This window comes from Nocardioides sp. (assembly GCF_030149505.1).
Classification (GTDB): domain Bacteria; phylum Actinomycetota; class Actinomycetes; order Propionibacteriales; family Nocardioidaceae; genus Nocardioides.
In genome coordinates this window covers 1-17262 of record NZ_JASBRN010000003.1, presented here as the reverse complement: position 1 = coordinate 17262, position 17262 = coordinate 1, and the positions used below count along the sequence as shown (strand labels likewise).

Annotated in this window: 21 protein-coding genes; all 21 read left to right on the top strand. The window is 73.6% G+C overall.

The annotated features are described in order from the left end of the window. Nucleotides 1–25: 25 nt before the first annotated feature. The gene (locus Q1V71_RS00515) at nt 26–397 is read left to right on the top strand and encodes a response regulator (protein ID WP_300639191.1); all 372 of its coding nucleotides are present in this window, start codon (nt 26–28) and stop codon (nt 395–397) included. Then, a complete protein-coding gene (locus Q1V71_RS00510; RefSeq protein WP_300639188.1) occupies nt 394–909 on the top strand; it encodes a hypothetical protein in 516 nt (171 codons plus the stop codon). The genes Q1V71_RS00515 and Q1V71_RS00510 overlap by 4 nt, the downstream gene beginning before the upstream one ends. A gap of 311 nt (nt 910–1220) precedes the next feature. Continuing rightward, complete coding sequence (gene flgB / locus Q1V71_RS00505) at nt 1221–1619, top strand: flagellar basal body rod protein FlgB (protein WP_300639185.1); 399 nt, start codon at nt 1221–1223, stop codon at nt 1617–1619. Beyond that, nucleotides 1619–2008 carry a flagellar basal body rod C-terminal domain-containing protein gene (locus Q1V71_RS00500; protein WP_300639182.1) on the top strand — a complete coding sequence of 130 codons (390 nt, stop codon included), beginning with the start codon at nt 1619–1621 and terminating at the stop codon, nt 2006–2008. Before flgB ends, Q1V71_RS00500 begins: the two co-directional genes overlap by 1 nt. Then, nucleotides 2005–2364 carry a flagellar hook-basal body complex protein FliE gene (fliE, locus tag Q1V71_RS00495; protein WP_300639179.1) on the top strand — a complete coding sequence of 120 codons (360 nt, stop codon included), beginning with the start codon at nt 2005–2007 and terminating at the stop codon, nt 2362–2364. Before Q1V71_RS00500 ends, fliE begins: the two co-directional genes overlap by 4 nt. After that, complete coding sequence (gene fliF, locus Q1V71_RS00490; RefSeq protein WP_300639176.1) at nt 2364–3932, top strand: flagellar basal-body MS-ring/collar protein FliF; 1569 nt, start codon at nt 2364–2366, stop codon at nt 3930–3932. Before fliE ends, fliF begins: the two co-directional genes overlap by 1 nt. Continuing rightward, nucleotides 3932–4960, top strand: coding sequence for a flagellar motor switch protein FliG (gene fliG / locus Q1V71_RS00485; RefSeq protein ID WP_300639173.1), 1029 nt, complete (start codon nt 3932–3934; stop codon nt 4958–4960). The genes fliF and fliG overlap by 1 nt, the downstream gene beginning before the upstream one ends. Nucleotides 4961–4964: 4 nt before the next feature. Further along, nucleotides 4965–5660: a FliH/SctL family protein gene (locus tag Q1V71_RS00480; protein ID WP_300639170.1), complete on the top strand. Its 696-nt coding sequence runs from the start codon at nt 4965–4967 to the stop codon at nt 5658–5660. Next, nucleotides 5657–7060 (top strand): FliI/YscN family ATPase, encoded by a 1404-nt coding sequence (locus tag Q1V71_RS00475; RefSeq protein WP_300639167.1) that lies wholly within the window; start codon nt 5657–5659, stop codon nt 7058–7060. The genes Q1V71_RS00480 and Q1V71_RS00475 overlap by 4 nt, the downstream gene beginning before the upstream one ends. After that, nucleotides 7057–7548, top strand: coding sequence for a flagellar FliJ family protein (locus Q1V71_RS00470; RefSeq protein ID WP_300639164.1), 492 nt, complete (start codon nt 7057–7059; stop codon nt 7546–7548). Before Q1V71_RS00475 ends, Q1V71_RS00470 begins: the two co-directional genes overlap by 4 nt. Continuing rightward, a complete protein-coding gene (locus Q1V71_RS00465) occupies nt 7545–8519 on the top strand; it encodes a transglycosylase SLT domain-containing protein (RefSeq protein WP_300639160.1) in 975 nt (324 codons plus the stop codon). The genes Q1V71_RS00470 and Q1V71_RS00465 overlap by 4 nt, the downstream gene beginning before the upstream one ends. Further along, entirely contained in the window at nt 8519–10036 is a 1518-nt protein-coding gene (locus Q1V71_RS00460; RefSeq protein WP_300639156.1) for a flagellar hook-length control protein FliK, read from the top strand. Before Q1V71_RS00465 ends, Q1V71_RS00460 begins: the two co-directional genes overlap by 1 nt. Before the next feature lie 10 nt (nt 10037–10046). After that, entirely contained in the window at nt 10047–10532 is a 486-nt protein-coding gene (locus Q1V71_RS00455; protein ID WP_300639153.1) for a flagellar hook capping FlgD N-terminal domain-containing protein, read from the top strand. A 12-nt stretch (nt 10533–10544) separates the two neighbouring features. Next, nucleotides 10545–11402 (top strand): flagellar hook-basal body complex protein, encoded by an 858-nt coding sequence (locus Q1V71_RS00450; protein ID WP_300639150.1) that lies wholly within the window; start codon nt 10545–10547, stop codon nt 11400–11402. Between the two features lie 124 nt (nt 11403–11526). Then, nucleotides 11527–11889, top strand: a complete 363-nt coding sequence (locus Q1V71_RS00445; RefSeq protein ID WP_300639147.1) for a flagellar FlbD family protein — start codon at nt 11527–11529, stop codon at nt 11887–11889. Beyond that, nucleotides 11886–12659, top strand: coding sequence for a MotA/TolQ/ExbB proton channel family protein (locus tag Q1V71_RS00440; protein WP_300639144.1), 774 nt, complete (start codon nt 11886–11888; stop codon nt 12657–12659). The genes Q1V71_RS00445 and Q1V71_RS00440 overlap by 4 nt, the downstream gene beginning before the upstream one ends. A 1-nt stretch (nt 12660) precedes the next feature. Beyond that, nucleotides 12661–13740, top strand: a complete 1080-nt coding sequence (locus Q1V71_RS00435) for a flagellar motor protein MotB (protein WP_300639141.1) — start codon at nt 12661–12663, stop codon at nt 13738–13740. Next, nucleotides 13737–14177, top strand: a complete 441-nt coding sequence (fliL, locus tag Q1V71_RS00430; RefSeq protein WP_300639138.1) for a flagellar basal body-associated protein FliL — start codon at nt 13737–13739, stop codon at nt 14175–14177. The genes Q1V71_RS00435 and fliL overlap by 4 nt, the downstream gene beginning before the upstream one ends. Before the next feature lie 233 nt (nt 14178–14410). Then, nucleotides 14411–15580 (top strand): flagellar motor switch protein FliM, encoded by a 1170-nt coding sequence (locus Q1V71_RS00425; protein ID WP_300639135.1) that lies wholly within the window; start codon nt 14411–14413, stop codon nt 15578–15580. After that, nucleotides 15577–16464, top strand: coding sequence for a flagellar motor switch protein FliN (gene fliN, locus Q1V71_RS00420; protein ID WP_300639132.1), 888 nt, complete (start codon nt 15577–15579; stop codon nt 16462–16464). Before Q1V71_RS00425 ends, fliN begins: the two co-directional genes overlap by 4 nt. A 22-nt stretch (nt 16465–16486) precedes the next feature. Continuing rightward, on the top strand, nt 16487–17262 hold a 776-nt coding region (locus Q1V71_RS00415), incomplete at its 3' end, for a flagellar biosynthetic protein FliO (RefSeq protein WP_300639129.1).

Genomic DNA, 17262 nt, shown 5'->3' with positions numbered 1-17262 from the left:
CCCGCCCTGAGCTAGGAGCACCCCGATGAAGATCCTCGTCGTCGACGACAGCCGCGTGATGCGCCAGATCGTGATCCGCACCCTGCGCCAGTCCGGCCACGCCGGCCACGACATCGTCGAGGCCGAGAACGGTCGCGAGGGCCTGGAGGCCGTCCAGCGCGAGGCCCCGGACCTGGTCCTCTCGGACTGGAACATGCCGGAGATGAGCGGCATCGACTTCCTCACCACGCTGCGCGCCTCGGGCGGGACGGTGCCGTTCGGCTTCGTCACCTCCGAGGGCTCCGCGGCCATGCGCGCCCAGGCCGAGGCGGCAGGGGCGGCCTTCCTCATCGCCAAGCCCTTCACCCCCGAGGCCTTCGACGAGGCCCTCGGCACGGTCCTCGGGGCGAGCACGTGAGCCAGCCCGTCATGAAGGCTCCCGACCAGGCACAGCCGGTGCACCTGCCGGCGCCCAAGGAGATCCGCGACCTGCTCGGCGACCTCCTGGACCGCGACGTCACGCTCAAGCCCGGGCCGCCGTTCGCGGTGAACGCCCACTACCCGGCGAGCATCGCGCAGTTCGTCGACGACACCCTCGTGGTGCGCGCGGTGGTCGCCTTCGACCTCCCGCTGTCGGCGCACGCGGGGGCCGCCCTCGCACTGGTGCCCTCCAGCGGCGCCGAGCAGGCCATCGAGGACGGCGCCCTGCCCGAGACGATGGCCGAGGGCCTCGCCGAGGTCTTCAACGTCTTCTCGGCCGTCTTCAACGTCGAGGGCGCCGCCCACCTGCGGCTCTACTCCGCGCAGACCGCCGGCCAGGAGCTCCCGGTCGACGCGCGCATCCGCACCCAGATCCTCGGCCGCAGGGCCGACTTCCACGTGGACGTCGCGGGCTACGGCTCCGGTCGGGTGGCCGTGGTCCTCACCTGAGCGACCCCGCCACTGGGGATCGCTCCCGAGGGACCCCTGCGACACCACACGCGAGACCCCCCGGCCCCTCCGGTCCGGGGGGTCCCGCACGTCCGGCCCCGCGACGCACGCCGTCGCCCGCACGAGGCGGAGCTCGTCCGTCCGGTGTGGCGACGTAGTCCACCCGGGGGGTATCGGGACCAGTGGTCCACACATCTCGGAGTTCCGCTCAGGTGCTCGGCGGACGAGCCGATCAGCCACCTCGAGCACGGAACGCTCACCCCTTCCGCCGACGGACCGGCAGCCACCTCGCACCAGCGTGAGGAGTAGTCGTGTCCGTCCCGTCGTACGCGGTCTCCGACTCCGTGTCGGCCATCCTGGGCTTCGCCCTGGACGGGCTGTCGCAGCGTCAGAACACCATCGCCGACAACCTGGCCAACATCGACACCCCCGGCTTCCGCGCGACGGCTGTCGACTTCGAGTCCGTGCTCCGTTCCGCCATCGGCGGCCCCGGTGGGGCCCCCGGCGCGGAGGGCGCCATGGCACGCCGCCTCGGCGGCGCCGCGCCGATGGAGCTGGACGCCAACACCCCGGTCGGTGAGAACGGCAACAACGTCGACCTCCGCAAGGAGACCCTCGCCGCGATGCAGTCGCAGTTCATGTACCAGATGGTCGCCCGGGCGGTGACCGACCGGTTCGCCCTGGTCAAGACCGTCGCCGGGGCCGTGTGATGGGCGCCTTCGACTCCCTGCGCATCGCCGGCTCCGGCCTGGGCATGCACCAGACCTGGCTGGACGCGCTGGCGCACAACATCGCCAACGTCGGCACCGTGCGGGGCACCGACCAGGACGCCTTCCAGGCTCAGCTCGTGGTCGCGGAGTCCCGCGACGACGGTGGGGTGCGGGTGCGCGAGATCGCGCTGAGCGACGCCGAGGGCCGCCTGACCTACCAGCCGGACCACCCGTTGGCCGACGAGGAGGGCTACGTGCGCCTGCCCGACATGGACATGTCGGACCAGATGTCGGAGCTGATCATGGCCCAGCGCGGCTTCCAGGCTTCCGCCCAGGTGACCAAGTTCGCGCAGGACACCTACTCCACCGCGGTCGGGATCGGCCGATGAGCGTCAGCGGCATCGAGGGCATGAGCGGCTTCACGCCGTACGTCCCGCCGACCGTCCCCAGCGCGCCCCCGTCGGCGCCCGAGATCGGCGGCATCGGCGGGGTCGGCGGCACCGGGAGTGCCGGGCGCTCCTCCGGACCCGACTTCGGCGAGCTCGTGCTCGACGGCCTGGACCGCCTCGACGGCGTCCAGAAGACCGCCGACCAGCTCTCCGTGCAGGCCGCCACCGGTGACCTGCAGAACCTCCACGACTACACGATCGCCGCCACCCAGGCCGCGGTCACCACCCAGGTCACCGTCGCGATCCGCAACAAGGCGGTCGAGGCGTTCACCGAGATCATGCGGATGCAGGTCTGATGCGCGACGTCCTCACGCGGTCGATGAACCGCCACCGTTCCACGTTCCAGCAGTTCACAGCCGGCCAGAAGGTCGTCGCGATCATCGGCACCGCCGCGCTGCTGCTGGGTGGCTTCATGGTCTTCCGCTGGGCCTCGGCCCCGACCTACGCCCCGCTCTTCTCCAACCTCGCGCCCGCCGACGCCTCGGCGGTCGTCGAGGAGCTGGAGGCGCAGGGCATCGGCTACGAGTTGGCCGACGGCGGGGGCACGATCATGGTCCCGCGCGACGCCGTGTACAGCACCCGGATCACGCTCTCGGGCGAGGGCCTGCCGACGGCCAGCGAGGGCGGCTACTCCATCCTCGACGACCAGGGCATCTCCACCTCGGAGTTCAAGGAGCAGACCGACTTCAAGCGGGCGATGGAGGGCGAGCTCGCCTCGACCATCAAGGCGATCGACGGCGTCAACGGCGCGGTCGTCCACCTCGCGATCCCGCAGAAGGACGTCTTCACCGACGAGCAGCAGCCGGCCACCGCCTCGGTCCTCGTGCAGACCAACCCGGGCAGCACCCTCGCGCCCGAGCAGGTCCAGGCGGTCGTCCACCTCGTCGCCTCCAGCATCGACGGCCTGGACCCCGACAACGTCACCGTCGCCGACTCCAGCGGCCAGGTGCTCTCCTCCCCCGGCGGCAGCACCTCGGCCGTGGCGACCGAGCGCACCCAGCAGACCGAGGCCTACCAGGACCAGCTCCGGGCCCGGCTCCAGGCGATGCTCGACCGGGTCGTGGGTCCGGGCAACTCCACGGTGCAGGCCACGGTCGAGCTCGACTTCGACAAGGCCGTCACCGAGACCACCGACTACCGCGCCGACGAGGAGATCCCCGCGCTGCAGGAGTCGCTGTCCAGCGAGACCTACTCCGGCGCCGGTGCCGCCGAGGGCGTCGGCGGGGTCGTCGGCGTCGACCAGGGCACCGACACGGGTGCCGGCGCCGCCGGCGACAGCGCCTACAACAACTCCTCCAGCTCGCGCACCAACGGCGTCGACACCGTCGTGGAGACCCGCGAGACCGCCCCGGGCTCGGTGGAGAAGGTCAACGTCGGCGTCGTCCTGGACACCAACACCACGCAGGGGGTCTCGGCCACCGACGTGCGGACCCTCATCGCCGACGCGATCGGCATCGACGGCCGCCGCGGCGACAGCATCCGCGTGGTCACCATGCCGTTCGACCGCAGCGGCGAGGAGTCCGTGGCCGCCGAGCTCGAGGCCGCCGCGGCCGCCGAGGCGGCCGCCGCCCGGGCCGACCTGATCGAGAAGGGCGCGCTGGTCGGCGCGGTCCTGCTGGTCCTGCTGCTGGCCATGCTCTCGGCCCGCCGCCGCAACAAGAAGCGCGAGCAGGCCACGACGTACGTCGTCGAGCAGCTGCGCCAGGAGAGACAGGCCATCGAGGCGCCGGCCGCCGCCACCCTGGCGCTGGCCGAGGCCGAGCACATCGAGGAGTCCAACGTGCGTGAGGAGCTCAGCGCCCTGATCGAGCGCCAGCCCGACGACGTGGCCGCCCTGCTCCGCGGCTGGCTGGTGGAGCGCTGATGAGCACCCTGACCAAGAGCCCGATCCAGACCCTCGGTGCCCGCAAGGCCGCGATCCTGCTGGTGCAGCTCGGCAAGAACCAGGCCGCCAAGGTCCTGAGCGGCCTCGACGAGCACGAGGTCGAGGCGATCACCGCCGAGATCGCGATGCTGGACTCGGTCAGCGTCGCGGAGTCCGAGGCGGTGGCCCTGGAGTTCCGCGACATGCTCATGGCCCGCGAGCACATGGCCCGCGGCGGCCTCGGCTTCGCCCAGGCCCTGCTGGAGCAGTCCCTCGGCCCCGAGCGCGCCGCCCAGATCATCGAGCGCCTGCACGCCGCCGCGGTGCAGATGCCCTTCCAGTTCCTGCACCAGGCCGACCCCGCCCAGCTGCGCTCCTTCATCGTCGAGGAGCACCCCCAGGTGATCGCGCTGGTCCTGGCGCACATGACCCCGGACAAGGCCTCGCTGCTGCTCTCCGGCCTGCCGGCGGAGCAGCAGGCGCAGGTCGCCCACCGGATCGCGGTCATGGACCGCACGTCCCCCGACATCGTCAAGGCCGTCGAGAGCACCCTGGAGCGCAAGCTCTCCTCGATGCTCCAGCCGCAGGACATGTCGCGCGTCGGCGGCCTGGACCAGATGGTCAACATCATCAACTGCTCCGACCGCTCGACCGAGCGCTCGATCGTCGAGGGCCTCGAGGCGCTCGACCCGGCGCTGGCCGAGGAGGTCAAGAGCCGGATGTTCATGTTCGAGGACATCACCAGCCTCGACGACCGCTCGGTGCAGCAGGTGCTGCGCCAGGTCGAGGTCTCCTCGCTGGCCCTGGCGCTCAAGGGCGTCTCGCAGGCCGTGCGCGAGAAGATCACGCGCAACCTCTCCAGCCGTGCCGCCGAGGGACTCGTGGAGGAGATCGACCTGCTCGGGCCGGTCCGCCTCTCCCAGGTCGAGGAGGCGCAGCAGGCCATCATCCGCACGATCCGCCAGCTCGAGGAGCGCGGCGAGATCATGATCCGGCGGGCGGGGGGCGACGTTGAGTTCGTCGACTGAGAGCGTGCTGGCCGACCTCGACGGGCGCGTGCTCCGCGGGGAGCAGGCGGCGGCCGTCGGGCTGCTGAGCACTCCCGAGCTGCGCACCGGTACCTGGACCCGCTTCGGCGGGGAGCGCGGGCTGGGCGACCCGGTCACCGAGGAGGTCCTCTCGGGGCTCGCCGAGACCACCCGGGCCGCCGCGCGCGCCCAGGGCTACGCCACCGGCTGGGCCGAGGGCCGCCGCGAGGCTGCCACCGAGGCCGCCGCCCAGCGGGCGGAGCTGGAGCAGGCCCACCGCGAGGCCGAGGCCCGTCGCGACGCCGAGCACCGGGCCGCGGTCGAGGGCCTGGCACGGGCCGCCGCCGTCCTGCAGCAGCAGGTCGCGGCCACGACCGCCGAGGTCGAGGAGCACGCGCTCGCGCTGGCCCTCGAGCTCACCGAGACCCTGGTCGGCCACGAGCTGACCACGGCCGCCGACCCGGTCGGCGACGTCGTACGACGGGCCCTGGCCGTCCTGCCGCAGGGCCTGCCCGTGACGGTGCGGCTCGCGCCGTCGGTGGCGGGCGAGCCCGCCACCGCCACCCTGCGCGAGCAGGGCGTCACCGTGGTGGCCGACCCCACGCTCGACCGGCACGACGCGCTGGTCGAGTCCACCGTCGAGGCCGTCGACCTGCGGATCCGTAGCGCCCTCGACCGGGTCCGCGAGGTGCTGTCGTGAGCGCCGTGCCTCTGTCCGGCCTGCCAGGTGCCGGTGCCGGTGCCGGTGCCTCCCGCGCCCAGGCAGCGCTCGCCGCGAACCGCTCGCGCGCCCTGGCCGCCATCCGTCCGCTCGGCCTGGGCCGGATCTCGGAGATGGTCGGTCTGCACCTGCAGGTCACCGGCCTGCGCGCCGCCGTCGGCGACCTGCTGGAGGTCCAGGCGACCCCGCCGGTCCTGGTCGAGGTCGTCGCCTCCAGCACCGAGGGCCTGGTCTGCCTGCCGCTGGGCAGGCTGACCGGCATCCAGGTCGGGGCCTACGTCCGTCACACCGGTGGCCCGCTGAAGATCCGCGTCGGCGAGGCCCTGCGTGGCCGCGTGCTCGACGGCCTCGGTCGCCCGATCGACGGTGGTCCGCACCTCGGTTCACTGGCCGGCATGTCGCTGGTCGACGTCGACGGCAACGCCCCGGACGCCCTGTCCCGCCCGACGATCAGCCGCCAGCTCGGCCTGGGCGTGCGCGCCCTGGACTCCTTGGTCCCCTGCGGCCGCGGCCAGCGCATCGGCATCATGGCCGGCTCGGGCGTCGGCAAGTCCAGCCTGCTGTCGATGATCGCCCGCGGCACCGACGCCGAGGTCTCGGTGATCGCCCTGGTCGGCGAGCGTGGTCGCGAGGTCCGCGAGTTCATCGAGAACGACCTCGGCCCCGAGGGCCTGGCCCGCTCGGTCGTCGTGGTCGCCACCTCCGACGCCCCGCCCGTGGAGCGGGTCCGCTCGGCCTTCGTCGCCACCCGGATCGCGGAGTCCTTCCGCGACGCCGGTCGCGACGTGGTGCTGATGATGGACAGCCTGACCCGCGTCGCGATGGCCCAGCGCGAGATCGGCCTGTCGGCCGGCGAGCCGCCCACGACCCGCGGCTACCCGCCCAGCGTCTTCAACCTGATGCCGCGCCTGCTCGAGCGCGCCGGCACCTCCGCGACCGGTTCGATCACCGGGCTCTACACCGTGCTGGTGGAGGGCGACGACCTCCAGGACCCGATCGGTGACACCGCCCGCTCGATCCTGGACGGCCACGTCGTGCTGACCCGCCGCCTCGCCACCGCCGGCCACTTCCCCTCGATCGACGTCCTGGAGTCCATCTCGCGCGTCACCGGTGCCGTGACCACCCCCGAGCAGCGCGCCGACGCGGTCGCGCTGCGGCGGATGCTGGCCGCGCACCGCGACGTCAAGGAGCTCGTCGAGATCGGCGCCTACGTCTCGGGCACCGACCCCGAGGCCGACCGCGCCATCGCGCGGATGCCGCGCATCGACGCCTTCCTGCGCCAGTCGATGGACGACCAGACCCCCGTCGCCGACACGTGGGCCGACCTGCACGCGCTGGTCGCCGACGGCCCCGCAGCCCTCCCGGGGGCGGGCCGATGAGCCGGCGTACCCACCCCGCCGACCGCGGGCTGGCCGCCGTCGCCCGGGTCCGCGAGGTCCGCGAGCACGACAGCCGGCTCGGCCTGGTCGAGGCGCTGCAGGACCTGCGCGCCCGCGAGGCGCGCGTCGCCGAGCTCGAGACCGCCCTGCGTGAGCACGGGTCGTTCGTGGCCGGGGACCTGCGCGACATGGCGACCTTCGTCGCGCTGCGCGAGTCGCTGACCGCGGTGCGCGAGAGCCTGGTCGCCGAGCGCGCACGGCTCTCGGTCGCGCAGACCGTCGCCATGGACGCCGACGCGCGCTGGCAGGCCGACCGCTCCCGCCTGGGCGCCGTCGAGGGCCTGCTGGAGCGCCGCGCCGCCGAGCGCCGCGTCGAGCGTCGCCGTGCCGAGGACCGCGACCTCGACGAGGTCGCCTCGCAGGGCTGGCTGCGCCGCGCGCAGGCCCAGCAGGCACACGGCCACGCCACGCACGGGGGTGCCGCATGAGCATCGCCTCCGTCGAGGCCCGGATCGCGCAGATCCAGGGGCAGCTCCAGCAACTCGCGCCCACGTCGATGAACGGTGCGCAGTTCGCACAGATGATGACGGGTGCGACCGCGGCGTACTCCCCCACCGGCGCGCCCGCCACGAGCTCGACCACCACCGCCGACGCGGTGATCGCGGAGGCGAAGAAGTACGTCGGCATGCCCTACGTCTGGGGCGGCAGCTCACCCGCGGACGGTGGCATGGACTGCTCAGGTCTACTCCAGTACGTCTACGGCAAGTACGGCGTCGACCTGCCCAGGGTCTCCGCCGACCAGGCCCGCGCCGGGGTCGAGGTGGGCTCCTTGGCCGAGGCCCGCCCCGGAGACCTCGTCGCGTGGGACAATTCCTCGCGCAACGTGGGCGCTGACCACATCGCGATGTACCTCGGGGACGGGATGATCCTCGATGCCCCTCGCACCGGGCTCGACATCCGGATCATCAGCATCGAGGACGCAGGACTGGGCACTCCCGACTACATCCGTCGCGTGCTGCCCGACTCGCCGGTCACCTCGAGCGCGCCCGTCGCAGCGCCGTCCTCGACCTCGAGCGTCGCCGGCGTCCCGTACGCCGACCTCTTCAACGCCGCCGGCAGGCAGTACGGCGTCGACCCGGTGCTCCTGGCCGCCATGGCCCGCACCGAGTCCAACTTCGACCCCGCGGCCGTCAGCCCCGCCGGCGCGCAGGGCCTCATGCAGCTGATGCCCGGGACGGCCAAGGGCCTCGGCGTGACCGATCCCTTCGACCCGACGCAGTCGGTCGACGGCGCCGCGCGACTCATGCGCGACCTGCTCGACCGCTTCGGCCGGATCGACCACGCGCTGGCCGGCTACAACGCCGGTCCCGGCGCGGTCCTGCGCTACGACGGCATCCCGCCGTACGCCGAGACCCAGGGCTACGTGTCCAAGATCCTCGCCCTGGTCCAGGGGGCCTGATGACCATCGCACCGCTCCCGACCTCTGTTGCGACCACTTCGTCCGCCGGCCCCTCCGGCTCCGGCTCGTCCGGTGCCGGCGCGGGCTCCACGGGCTCCACGGGCTCCAGCGCCGACGTCTTCGCGACCCTCGTGGAGGCCGTGCTGGGCGCCACGACGGGTCTCGCCGGCGACACCGCCCTCGAGGCCGCCGATCCCGTCGGCCCCGCGACGGGCGACGGCCTCGGGACCCCTTTCCCCCCTGCGGCCGCCGCCAGCCCAGGCACCGCGCACGTCGCCGCAGCCATGGCCGTCAGCGGGCTCTCCGTCGCCGCGGACGACGTGCTGCCGGGCACCACTGATGCCCTGGCCGCCGCGGCGGACGAGGGGCTCGCCGGCACCGAGCCGGGCACTGCAGTGGGCGCCGAGCCGGGTGCCGACGCGAGCACCGCCGCGGACGCCGCCGCGCTGGCCGGGGCGGTCGCCACCGCCGTACCCCTGCCGGTCGCCGCGCCGGCCCTGGCCGCGGCCCTGGGGCTGTCCCCGCTCACCACCCCCGCGGCGAACTCCGCGGTGAGCGGTGACTCCTCGACCGATCCGGCACCCGCACCGGTTGACCACGCACCGCTTCCCACCACCCCCGCCGCGGGCGGTGCGCCCTCGACCGGACCCGCCCCGGCACCGGTCGACCAGGCACCACTCCCCACAGCCCCCACCGTGAGCGGTGCGCCCTCGACCGAACCCGCCCCGGCACCGGTCGACCACGCACAGCTCACCCCGGCCGCGCCGCGACCCACCGACGAGCCCGCCCCGGGACGTCATGCGGACGGGACGGCCGCCGAGGCAGGACGGATGACGTCCGAGGGCACCCAGGGCACCGGCCGCGGCACCGACACCGCCGCGCGCGCCGCCGACGCTCCCGGCCCGACCCTGGTCCAGGGCACCCAGGCCACCCCGGTCATCGACGCCGCCCAGGCGACCCGCGCGACCGAGGCCCAGCCCACGACCCAGGTGACCCGCAGCGCGGCCGCCCAGGTCGTGCCCGAGCTGACCCGGCTCGTGCAGGCCGGCCCCGGCACGCACCGCATGGTGCTGCGCCTGGACCCCGAGCACCTCGGCGACGTCCGGATCACCCTGACCGTCCACCCGGGCGGCGTCCGGGTCCGGATGGCGACCGGCAGCGAGGACGCCCGCGTGGCGCTGAGCGACGGCCTGCCCGAGCTCCAGCGCGCGCTCGGTGCCGCCGCCGGCCGACCCGCCGGCGAGACCCAGGTCGCGGTGCTGCACCAGGCCCGCCCCGACCAGGGCACGACGTACGACGGCGGCGCGCCGTCGACGCAGACCGACGCCGGCCAGGCGTCGGACCACCAGACCCCCGGCGACCGGCCCCAGGCCGGCGACCGGGACGCAGGGCGACCCGCACGGACGCAGGTCGACACCACCGCCAGGGACGGCAGCCAGGGCGCGGGGACCCCCCGCCCGGCCGACCCGCTCACGTCGTCCCGCGGCACCGCCGCGCGGCTCGACGTGAGCATGTGAGGAGGACCCGATGACCATCCCAGCCACCGAGGCTGTGACGGCCAGCGGACTGGCGGGCTTCATGCCCGGCAGTGCGGCTGCGGCGACCGACGAGAGCAAGGAGATGTTCCTGCAGCTCATGGTCGCCCAGCTGAGATACCAGGACCCGATGAACCCGGCCGACTCCAGCGAGTTCCTCTCGCAGAACGCCCAGTTCACGGCCCTGGAGAAGATGCAGGACGTCGCCGACCAGACGGCGATGGTGCTCGGGGCCACGATGGCCTTCGGCGCCAGCTCGCTGGTGGGCCGCGACGTCGCCTACACCCTCGACGACGGCACGCAGGGCACCGGAGCGGTGCAGGGCGTGACGTTCGGCGCGACCGGACCGGTGCTCGACGTCGACGGTGTCGACGTCCCGCTCGCCTCGGTCCTCACCGTCACCGGGGGCGGCGCCACCGCCGGCCCCGCCTCCTCCGCCACCCCGTCCACCGGCTCGACGTCGTCGACCGACTCCTGAGAGGCAACCGCCATGCTCCGCTCGCTCTTCGCCGGGATCTCCGGCCTCCGCGCCAACCAGATCATGCTCGACGTCACGGGCAACAACATCGCCAACGCCAACACCACCGGCTACAAGTCCAGCACCACCGTCTTCCAGGACACCCTGAGCCAGATGATGCAGGGCGGCACCGCCGCCAACGCCGAGCGCGGTGGAACCAACCCGATCCAGGTCGGCCTCGGCGTGCAGATCGCCACCACCTCGACCAACTTCGGCCAGGGCTCGGCGCAGATGACCGGTCGCAACACCGACCTGATGCTGCAGGGCGACGGCTTCTTCGTCGTCCAGCGCGGCAACGAGCAGATGTACACCCGGGCCGGCGCGTTCACCTTCGACGAGACCGGGACCCTGGTCACCAACTCCGGCGCCCGGGTGCAGGGCTACAACGTCAACCCCGACGGCACCCCCGACATCGCCGGCGGCCTGGTCGACATCACGATGACCCCGGCCGTCATCTCCCCGCCGCTGGCCGGCGCCACGCTGAACTCGTTCACGTTCGGCTCCGACGGCACCCTGCGCGGCGTCTTCTCCGACGGCGTCCAGCGCGACATGGCCCGCGTGGCCATCGCGGACTTCCCCAACCCGATGGGCCTGGAGAAGATCGGCGAGACCGCCTTCCGCGGCTCGGCCAACTCGGGCCCGGTCGAGCTCGGCGTCCCCGGCGAGGCGGGCAACGGCACGATCATCGGCGGCGCGCTGGAGATGTCCAACGTCGAGCTGGCGGCCGAGTTCACCAACCTGATCCTGGCCCAGCGCGGCTTCCAGGCCAGCTCGCGGGTCATCACGACCTCCGACCAGGTGCTCGAGGAGCTCGTCAACATCAAGCGCTGAGCCCGCCGCGCGACTGCAGACCGAGGCCGTCGGTCCCAACTCCTCAGGTGTCGGGACCGGCGGCCGATCTTCTCCTCCGACGGCCACGGACGGCTGTCGGACCCGCACAAGGATGGTGCATCCCATGATCTCGCTGACCCGACTCTCGGGGTCCGTGTTCGCCCTCAACGCCGACCTCATCGAGCGCATCGACAGCACGCCGGACACGGTGATCACGCTGGTCGACGGCAAGAAGTACGTCGTCGCGGAGCCGCTGCGCGAGGTGATGGCCACGATCCTGCGCCACCGCGCGGAGGTCGTCGCACTCTCCGGGCACATCCACGTCGGTGAGCTGCTGCTCCCGCGTGACCCGCACGACCCCCTGCACGCCCAGCCGGCGCTCGCCTCGCTGCTGGACCTGCAGCAGGCCCGTCCGACGCTCAGCGTCGTCGACGCCGGCTACGCGGCCGCCACGCGCGGCTCCGAGGGGGAGGTGACGCCGCGATGAAGGACATCTCGACCGCGCTGGGCGTGGTGGGTGGCTTCGGCATCGTCGTCACCGCCAACATCCTCGAGGGCGGCAACCCGATGTCGATGCTGCTGCTGCCGCCGATGCTGCTGGTCTTCGGCACCTCGATCCTCGTGACGATCGCGGGCGGGACGCTCCCCGACGCCAAGGCGGCCGTCAAGGCCTTCGGCCGCGCCTTCATGGGCAGCGCGCAGACCTCCGGCGCCGACGCCGTGCCGCAGATCGTCTCCCTGGCCGACCGGGCCCGCCGCGAGGGCCTGCTCGCCCTGGAGGACATGGTCCGCGACATGGACGACCCGTTCCTGGCCAAGGGCGTGACCCTCGCCATCGACGGCACCGACCCCGAGGAGGTCCGCGAGATCCTCGAGTCCGAGGTCGCGGCCAAGAAGCGGGCCGACAAGCAGTCGGCGAAGTTCTACGCCGACGCCGGCGCCTACGCCCCCACCATCGGCATCGTCGGCACCGTCATGGGCCTCGTGCACGTGTTGGAGAACCTCGCTGAGCCGGAGAAGCTGGGCGAACTCATCGCCGCGGCGTTCCTCGCGACGCTGTGGGGCGTGGCCAGCGCCAACATCATCTTCCTCCCGATCTCCGCCCGCCTGAAGCGGCTCTCCGAGCTCGAGGCCGCCCGCATGGAGCTGGTGATCGAGGGGATCGCCGCCATCCAGGCCGGCGCCAACCCGCGCGTCATCCAGCAGAAGCTGACCTCGCTGCTGCCCGCGGAGGACCAGCTGCCCGAGGCGGCGTGACATGAGCGGTCACGGCGGCGGACGCCGCAAGAAGCACGAGGAGCACGAGGAGCACGAGAACCACGAGCGCTGGCTGGTCAGCTACGCCGACATGGTCACGCTGCTGATGGTGCTGTTCGTGGTCATGTTCGCGATGAGCGCGGTCGACGAGCGGAAGTACGCCGAGCTGAAGGACGGCCTGGCAGCCGGCTTCGGCAACAGCGACGCGCTGCTCAGCGGCAACGAGTCGATTTTCGACTACGCCGGCACCGCGCCGGTCAGCGCGATCGCGCCCCAGGTCAACACCGACGACATGACCCCCGAGCAGCAGCAGGCCGTGGCCGACGCCGTCCAGCAGGCCCAGGCGCTGCAGAACCAGCGCTCCTGGGACGAGGCCACCGCCGAGGCCGAGCGGCTCGAGCGGGTGCGCAAGGACCTGCTCGGGGCCCTGGACGCCCGCGGTCTCGCCGGCGACGTCACGACGTCGTACGACCACCGGGGCCTGGTGGTGAGCCTGGTGTCCCGGCACGTGGTCTTCGAGGCCAACCTCGCCAGCCTGAGCGCGCGCGGCCAGCAGGTCGTCGACGCCATCGCGCCGGTGCTGGCCCGGCTCGAGGACGACCTGCAGGTCGACGGGCACACCAACCAGGTGCCGGTGAAGCCGAAGTACTACGACACCGACTGGGACCTCTCCGCCGCCCGCGCCGTCACCGTGCTGCGCCGGCTGGAGGAGCGCCACGGGCTGCCGACCGAGCGCCTGTCGGTGGCCGGCTACGGCTCGACCCGCCCGCTCATCGACCCCGCCGAGCCGGGCTCGCAGGAGGTCAACAAGCGCGTGGACATCGTGGTCCTGACCGGCCTGGCCCCCCAGGACGCGGCCCTCCTCCCGGAGGCCGCGGCCTCCCTGGACGACCTCGAGGGGCTCGCCGCGACCGACGAGCCGGGCAGCGAGGGCGGCCGCGAGGGCCGCGGGCGCGGGGACCGACGCGGCGGGACGCAGGACGGCACCGACAGCGACACCGAGAGCAGCACCGACACCACCGACGAGGAGGGGGCCCAGTCGGCCGCCCTCCGCGACGCCGACCCGGAGGAGAAGCGATGAGCACGACGACGACCGCACCGCCCACACCCGGCGCCGAGGAGGAGCCGGCCAAGGGCGGCAAGAAGAAGCTCGTCATCGTCGCCGCCCTGGTGCTGGTCCTGGGCGGGGCGGGCTACTGGTTCTTCCTCAAGCCCGCCGGCCCCACACCGCCCCCCGAGCCGGGCGAGGTCCTGGTGATGGAGCCGGTCCAGATCAACCTGGAGGGCGGGCGCTACCTGCGGATCGGGATCGCCCTGCAGCTGACCAAGGCCGCCTACGACGCCGACGGCAGCAAGGCCCTCGACGCCGTCATCGACCTCTTCTCCGGCCGGGACATGGCCGAGATCAGCAAGGCCAAGGAGCGCCAGGAGCTCAAGGAGGAGCTGCTGGAGACTTTGGTCGACAAGTACGAGGGAAAGGTGATGGGGGTGTACTTCACCGAGTTCGTCACCCAGTAGCCCGAAGGGCCCGGCCTTCGGCCGGAACGGCCTCGAGCTCGCTTCGCTCGCCGCTCTGCTGTTCCGGTCGACCAGGCTCGCTCCGCTCGCGGTCGACCGGGCTCGCTGCGCGAGCCAGGACCGGCACGAACGGGCACCTGGCCTAGTCACTTCGAACCATTTCCACGCCTGAGCTGCGAGCACGGATGCCGCGACGGCTCAGGACACCTCCCCGGACGCCGATCGGGGAGGGCGTGAGCCTCCCGTCGAGCCTGCCGGCCAGCACCGGACCGACCTCCGGCGCACGCTCCCGCCGCCGCGGCGGTGGGGACGTCGTGCCCTACGACTTCCGCCGACCCATCCAGCTCTCCCGCGAGCACCAGCGGATCCTGCAGCTGGGCTTCGACGGCTTCACGCGCCAGGCGACCACCGTCTTCACCTCGGCGCTGCGCTCGGTGTGCTCGGTCTCCATGCGCACCATCGACCAGCGCTCGTACGCCGAGTACGTCGACTCGCTGGGCCAGCTCACCTACATGACGCTGTTCACGACCGAGCCGATGCCCGGTCGCAGCGTGCTGCACCTGCCGCTGGACGCGGTGATGTCGTGCGTGGACCACATGCTCGGGGGCCCCGGCTCCCCGTCACAGCCGAACCGCCCGCTGACCGAGATCGAGAGCGGCGTCATCGCCGGCCTCGTGGACCGGCTGCTGCGCGAGATGCGCTACTCGCTGGCCGCGATCGTCGCGATGGACCCCGAGGTCACCGGCGTCGAGTACAGCCCGCAGTTCGCGCAGGTGGCCAGCGCCGCCGACGTCATGGTGGTCATCGAGCTGGAGCTGCGCATCGACGACACGTCGTTCCCGATGTCGGTCTGCCTGCCCTTCAACGGCCTGCACCCGCACCTGTCCGCCGCCGCGGCCCCGGCCCCGGTGTCCAACCGCGAGCGGGCGCAGCGCGACGAGGCCGCCCAGGTCCTGCAGCGCTCCTTCACCGAGGTGCCCGTCGAGGTCAGCGTCCGCTTCCGCTCCAGCACCGTGGACCCCGCGGTCCTCTCCGGACTGCGCATCGGCGACGTGCTCCGCCTGGGACACCCGGCGACCGCCCCGCTCGACGTCACCGTCGACGACGAGGCCTTCGCCCACGCCACCGCCGGCTCCCAGGGGCAACGGCTGGCGGCCCTCATCGTGGCCGCCCGCCCCGTCGCCGACGAGACGGCCCCGGTCGCCCCCCTCGCGCCGGCCGCCGCGGCCGCCCCGATGACCTCGGTCCTGGACGCGGTGCTCGCCGGCAACGTGCTGCCGCCGGCGTACGGCGCCGGGGGTGCCCGCGACCCGTTCGCCGGCCAGGGCGCCGACCCGTTCGCAGGCGCGCTCGCCGACCAGACCGCCCACCCCGCCGCACACCTCACGCAGGAGCTCCGATGACCGCCGCCCCGATCGTCCCCGGACCGCACGACGAGGTCGCCCGCACCGCTGCCGAGGCGCTGGCCGCGCTGCTGCCCGCCTCCGAGCAGCTCGAGGCCGGCGCCGCCCAGCCCGGCAGCGAGCACATCACCACCCTCTTCGCCGCCGCCGTGATCGCCGACCTCGGCGGCCCGATCAGCGGCCGCGTGGGCGTGCTGGTCGCCGAGGAGCTCACCGCGGCGCTCTCCAGCAGCCCGATGGGCCAGCTCGACCTGGCCGCCGCCGTACAGCCCGCGCTCGACGCGGCCGCCGCCGCGCTCGGCGGCACCGCGCAGGCCGGCCGCTCGGTCTCCCTCGACGACGTCGTGACGGACATGGCGGGCGACTTCACCGCCGTCCCGCTCATGGGCAGCACCATCCTGGCCGCCGTGCTGGTGCCCGACACCACGCTCGAGGTCGCCGCCGCTGCCCCTGGCGCCGCCCAGGCCGCCGCGGCGGCACCGGCTGCTCCCGTGGGCGTCCCCGCGATGCCGGCGACCGCCGAGGCGGCCGCCCCCGCCGCGAGCACCGCGATGCCGGCCGGGGTCGAGCAGCACTCACTGCCCCCGGTGCCGGGTCCGCCGGTCGAGGGCAACGTCCGCTCGATCGCCACCGGTCGCCGCGGGATCGAGATGCTCCACGGCGTCGAGATGGAGGTGACCGTCGAGCTGGGCCGCACCCGGATGGCGGTGCGCGACCTGCTCGCGCTGACCCCCGGAGCCGTGCTGGCCCTCGACCGCGCCGCCGGCAGCCCGGCCGACCTGCTGGTCAACGGCCGGCTGATCGCGCGCGGCGAGGTGGTCGTCGTCGACGAGGACTTCGGTCTGCGGATCACCGAGATCCTCGACCAGAGCGCCGCGGTCTGAGCCGCGGGAGGGGGAGAACACCATGGGAGAGCTGCTCGTCCGGATGGTCGTGTCGCTGGCGGTCGTCGTCGGCCTGCTGATCCTGCTCAGCCGGGTCGCCGCACGCCGGTTCCAGGGCCGGTCCGGCTCCACGATCGAGGTCCTGCACCGCCAGGCCCTCGGCAAGGCCGCCTCGGTCTCGATCGTCTCGGTGGCCGGCCGGGTCCTGGTGCTCGGCACCACCGAGCAGCAGGTCAACGTGCTGACCGAGCTCGACCCCGACGCCCTCGAGCTGGCCGCCCTCGCCGCCGGTGAGGGGACCGACGAGGACGCCGACGAGGCCTGGGACCAGGAGTGGGACGAGGAGGTCGAGCAGCTCGACACCGCCACGCTCCCCTCCCCTTTCCAGGCCGACACCCGCCGCGGCTGGGCGACCGAGCAGGTCCCCTCGCTGGAGGCCCTGCTCGCCGAGCCCGACCTGGTGACCCTCGAGGAGCTCCTCGGTCGTCCCGCCCCGACCCACGCGGCCCCGGTGGGCGCCGCCTACGCCGCGGCCCCCGCTGCCCCCACCGTCGTCCCCGCCGTGGCCCCGGTCAGCGCAGCCGCCGTCGCGGCGCTCGACGAGGAGGACCCGATCCTCCCCGAGGACCCGTCGTACGCCGCGTTCGCCTCGCAGCTGCGCGCGCAGCTCGCCAGCGGGCAGCTCGCCGACCCCGAGCCCGTCGTGGGCAGCGGCCGGCACGCGGCCCCGGCGCCGGCGCTCGAGCTGCCGCCGACCGTCTCCGGCGGCGCCCGGGCGGCCCGCCCGCTCGCCCCAGC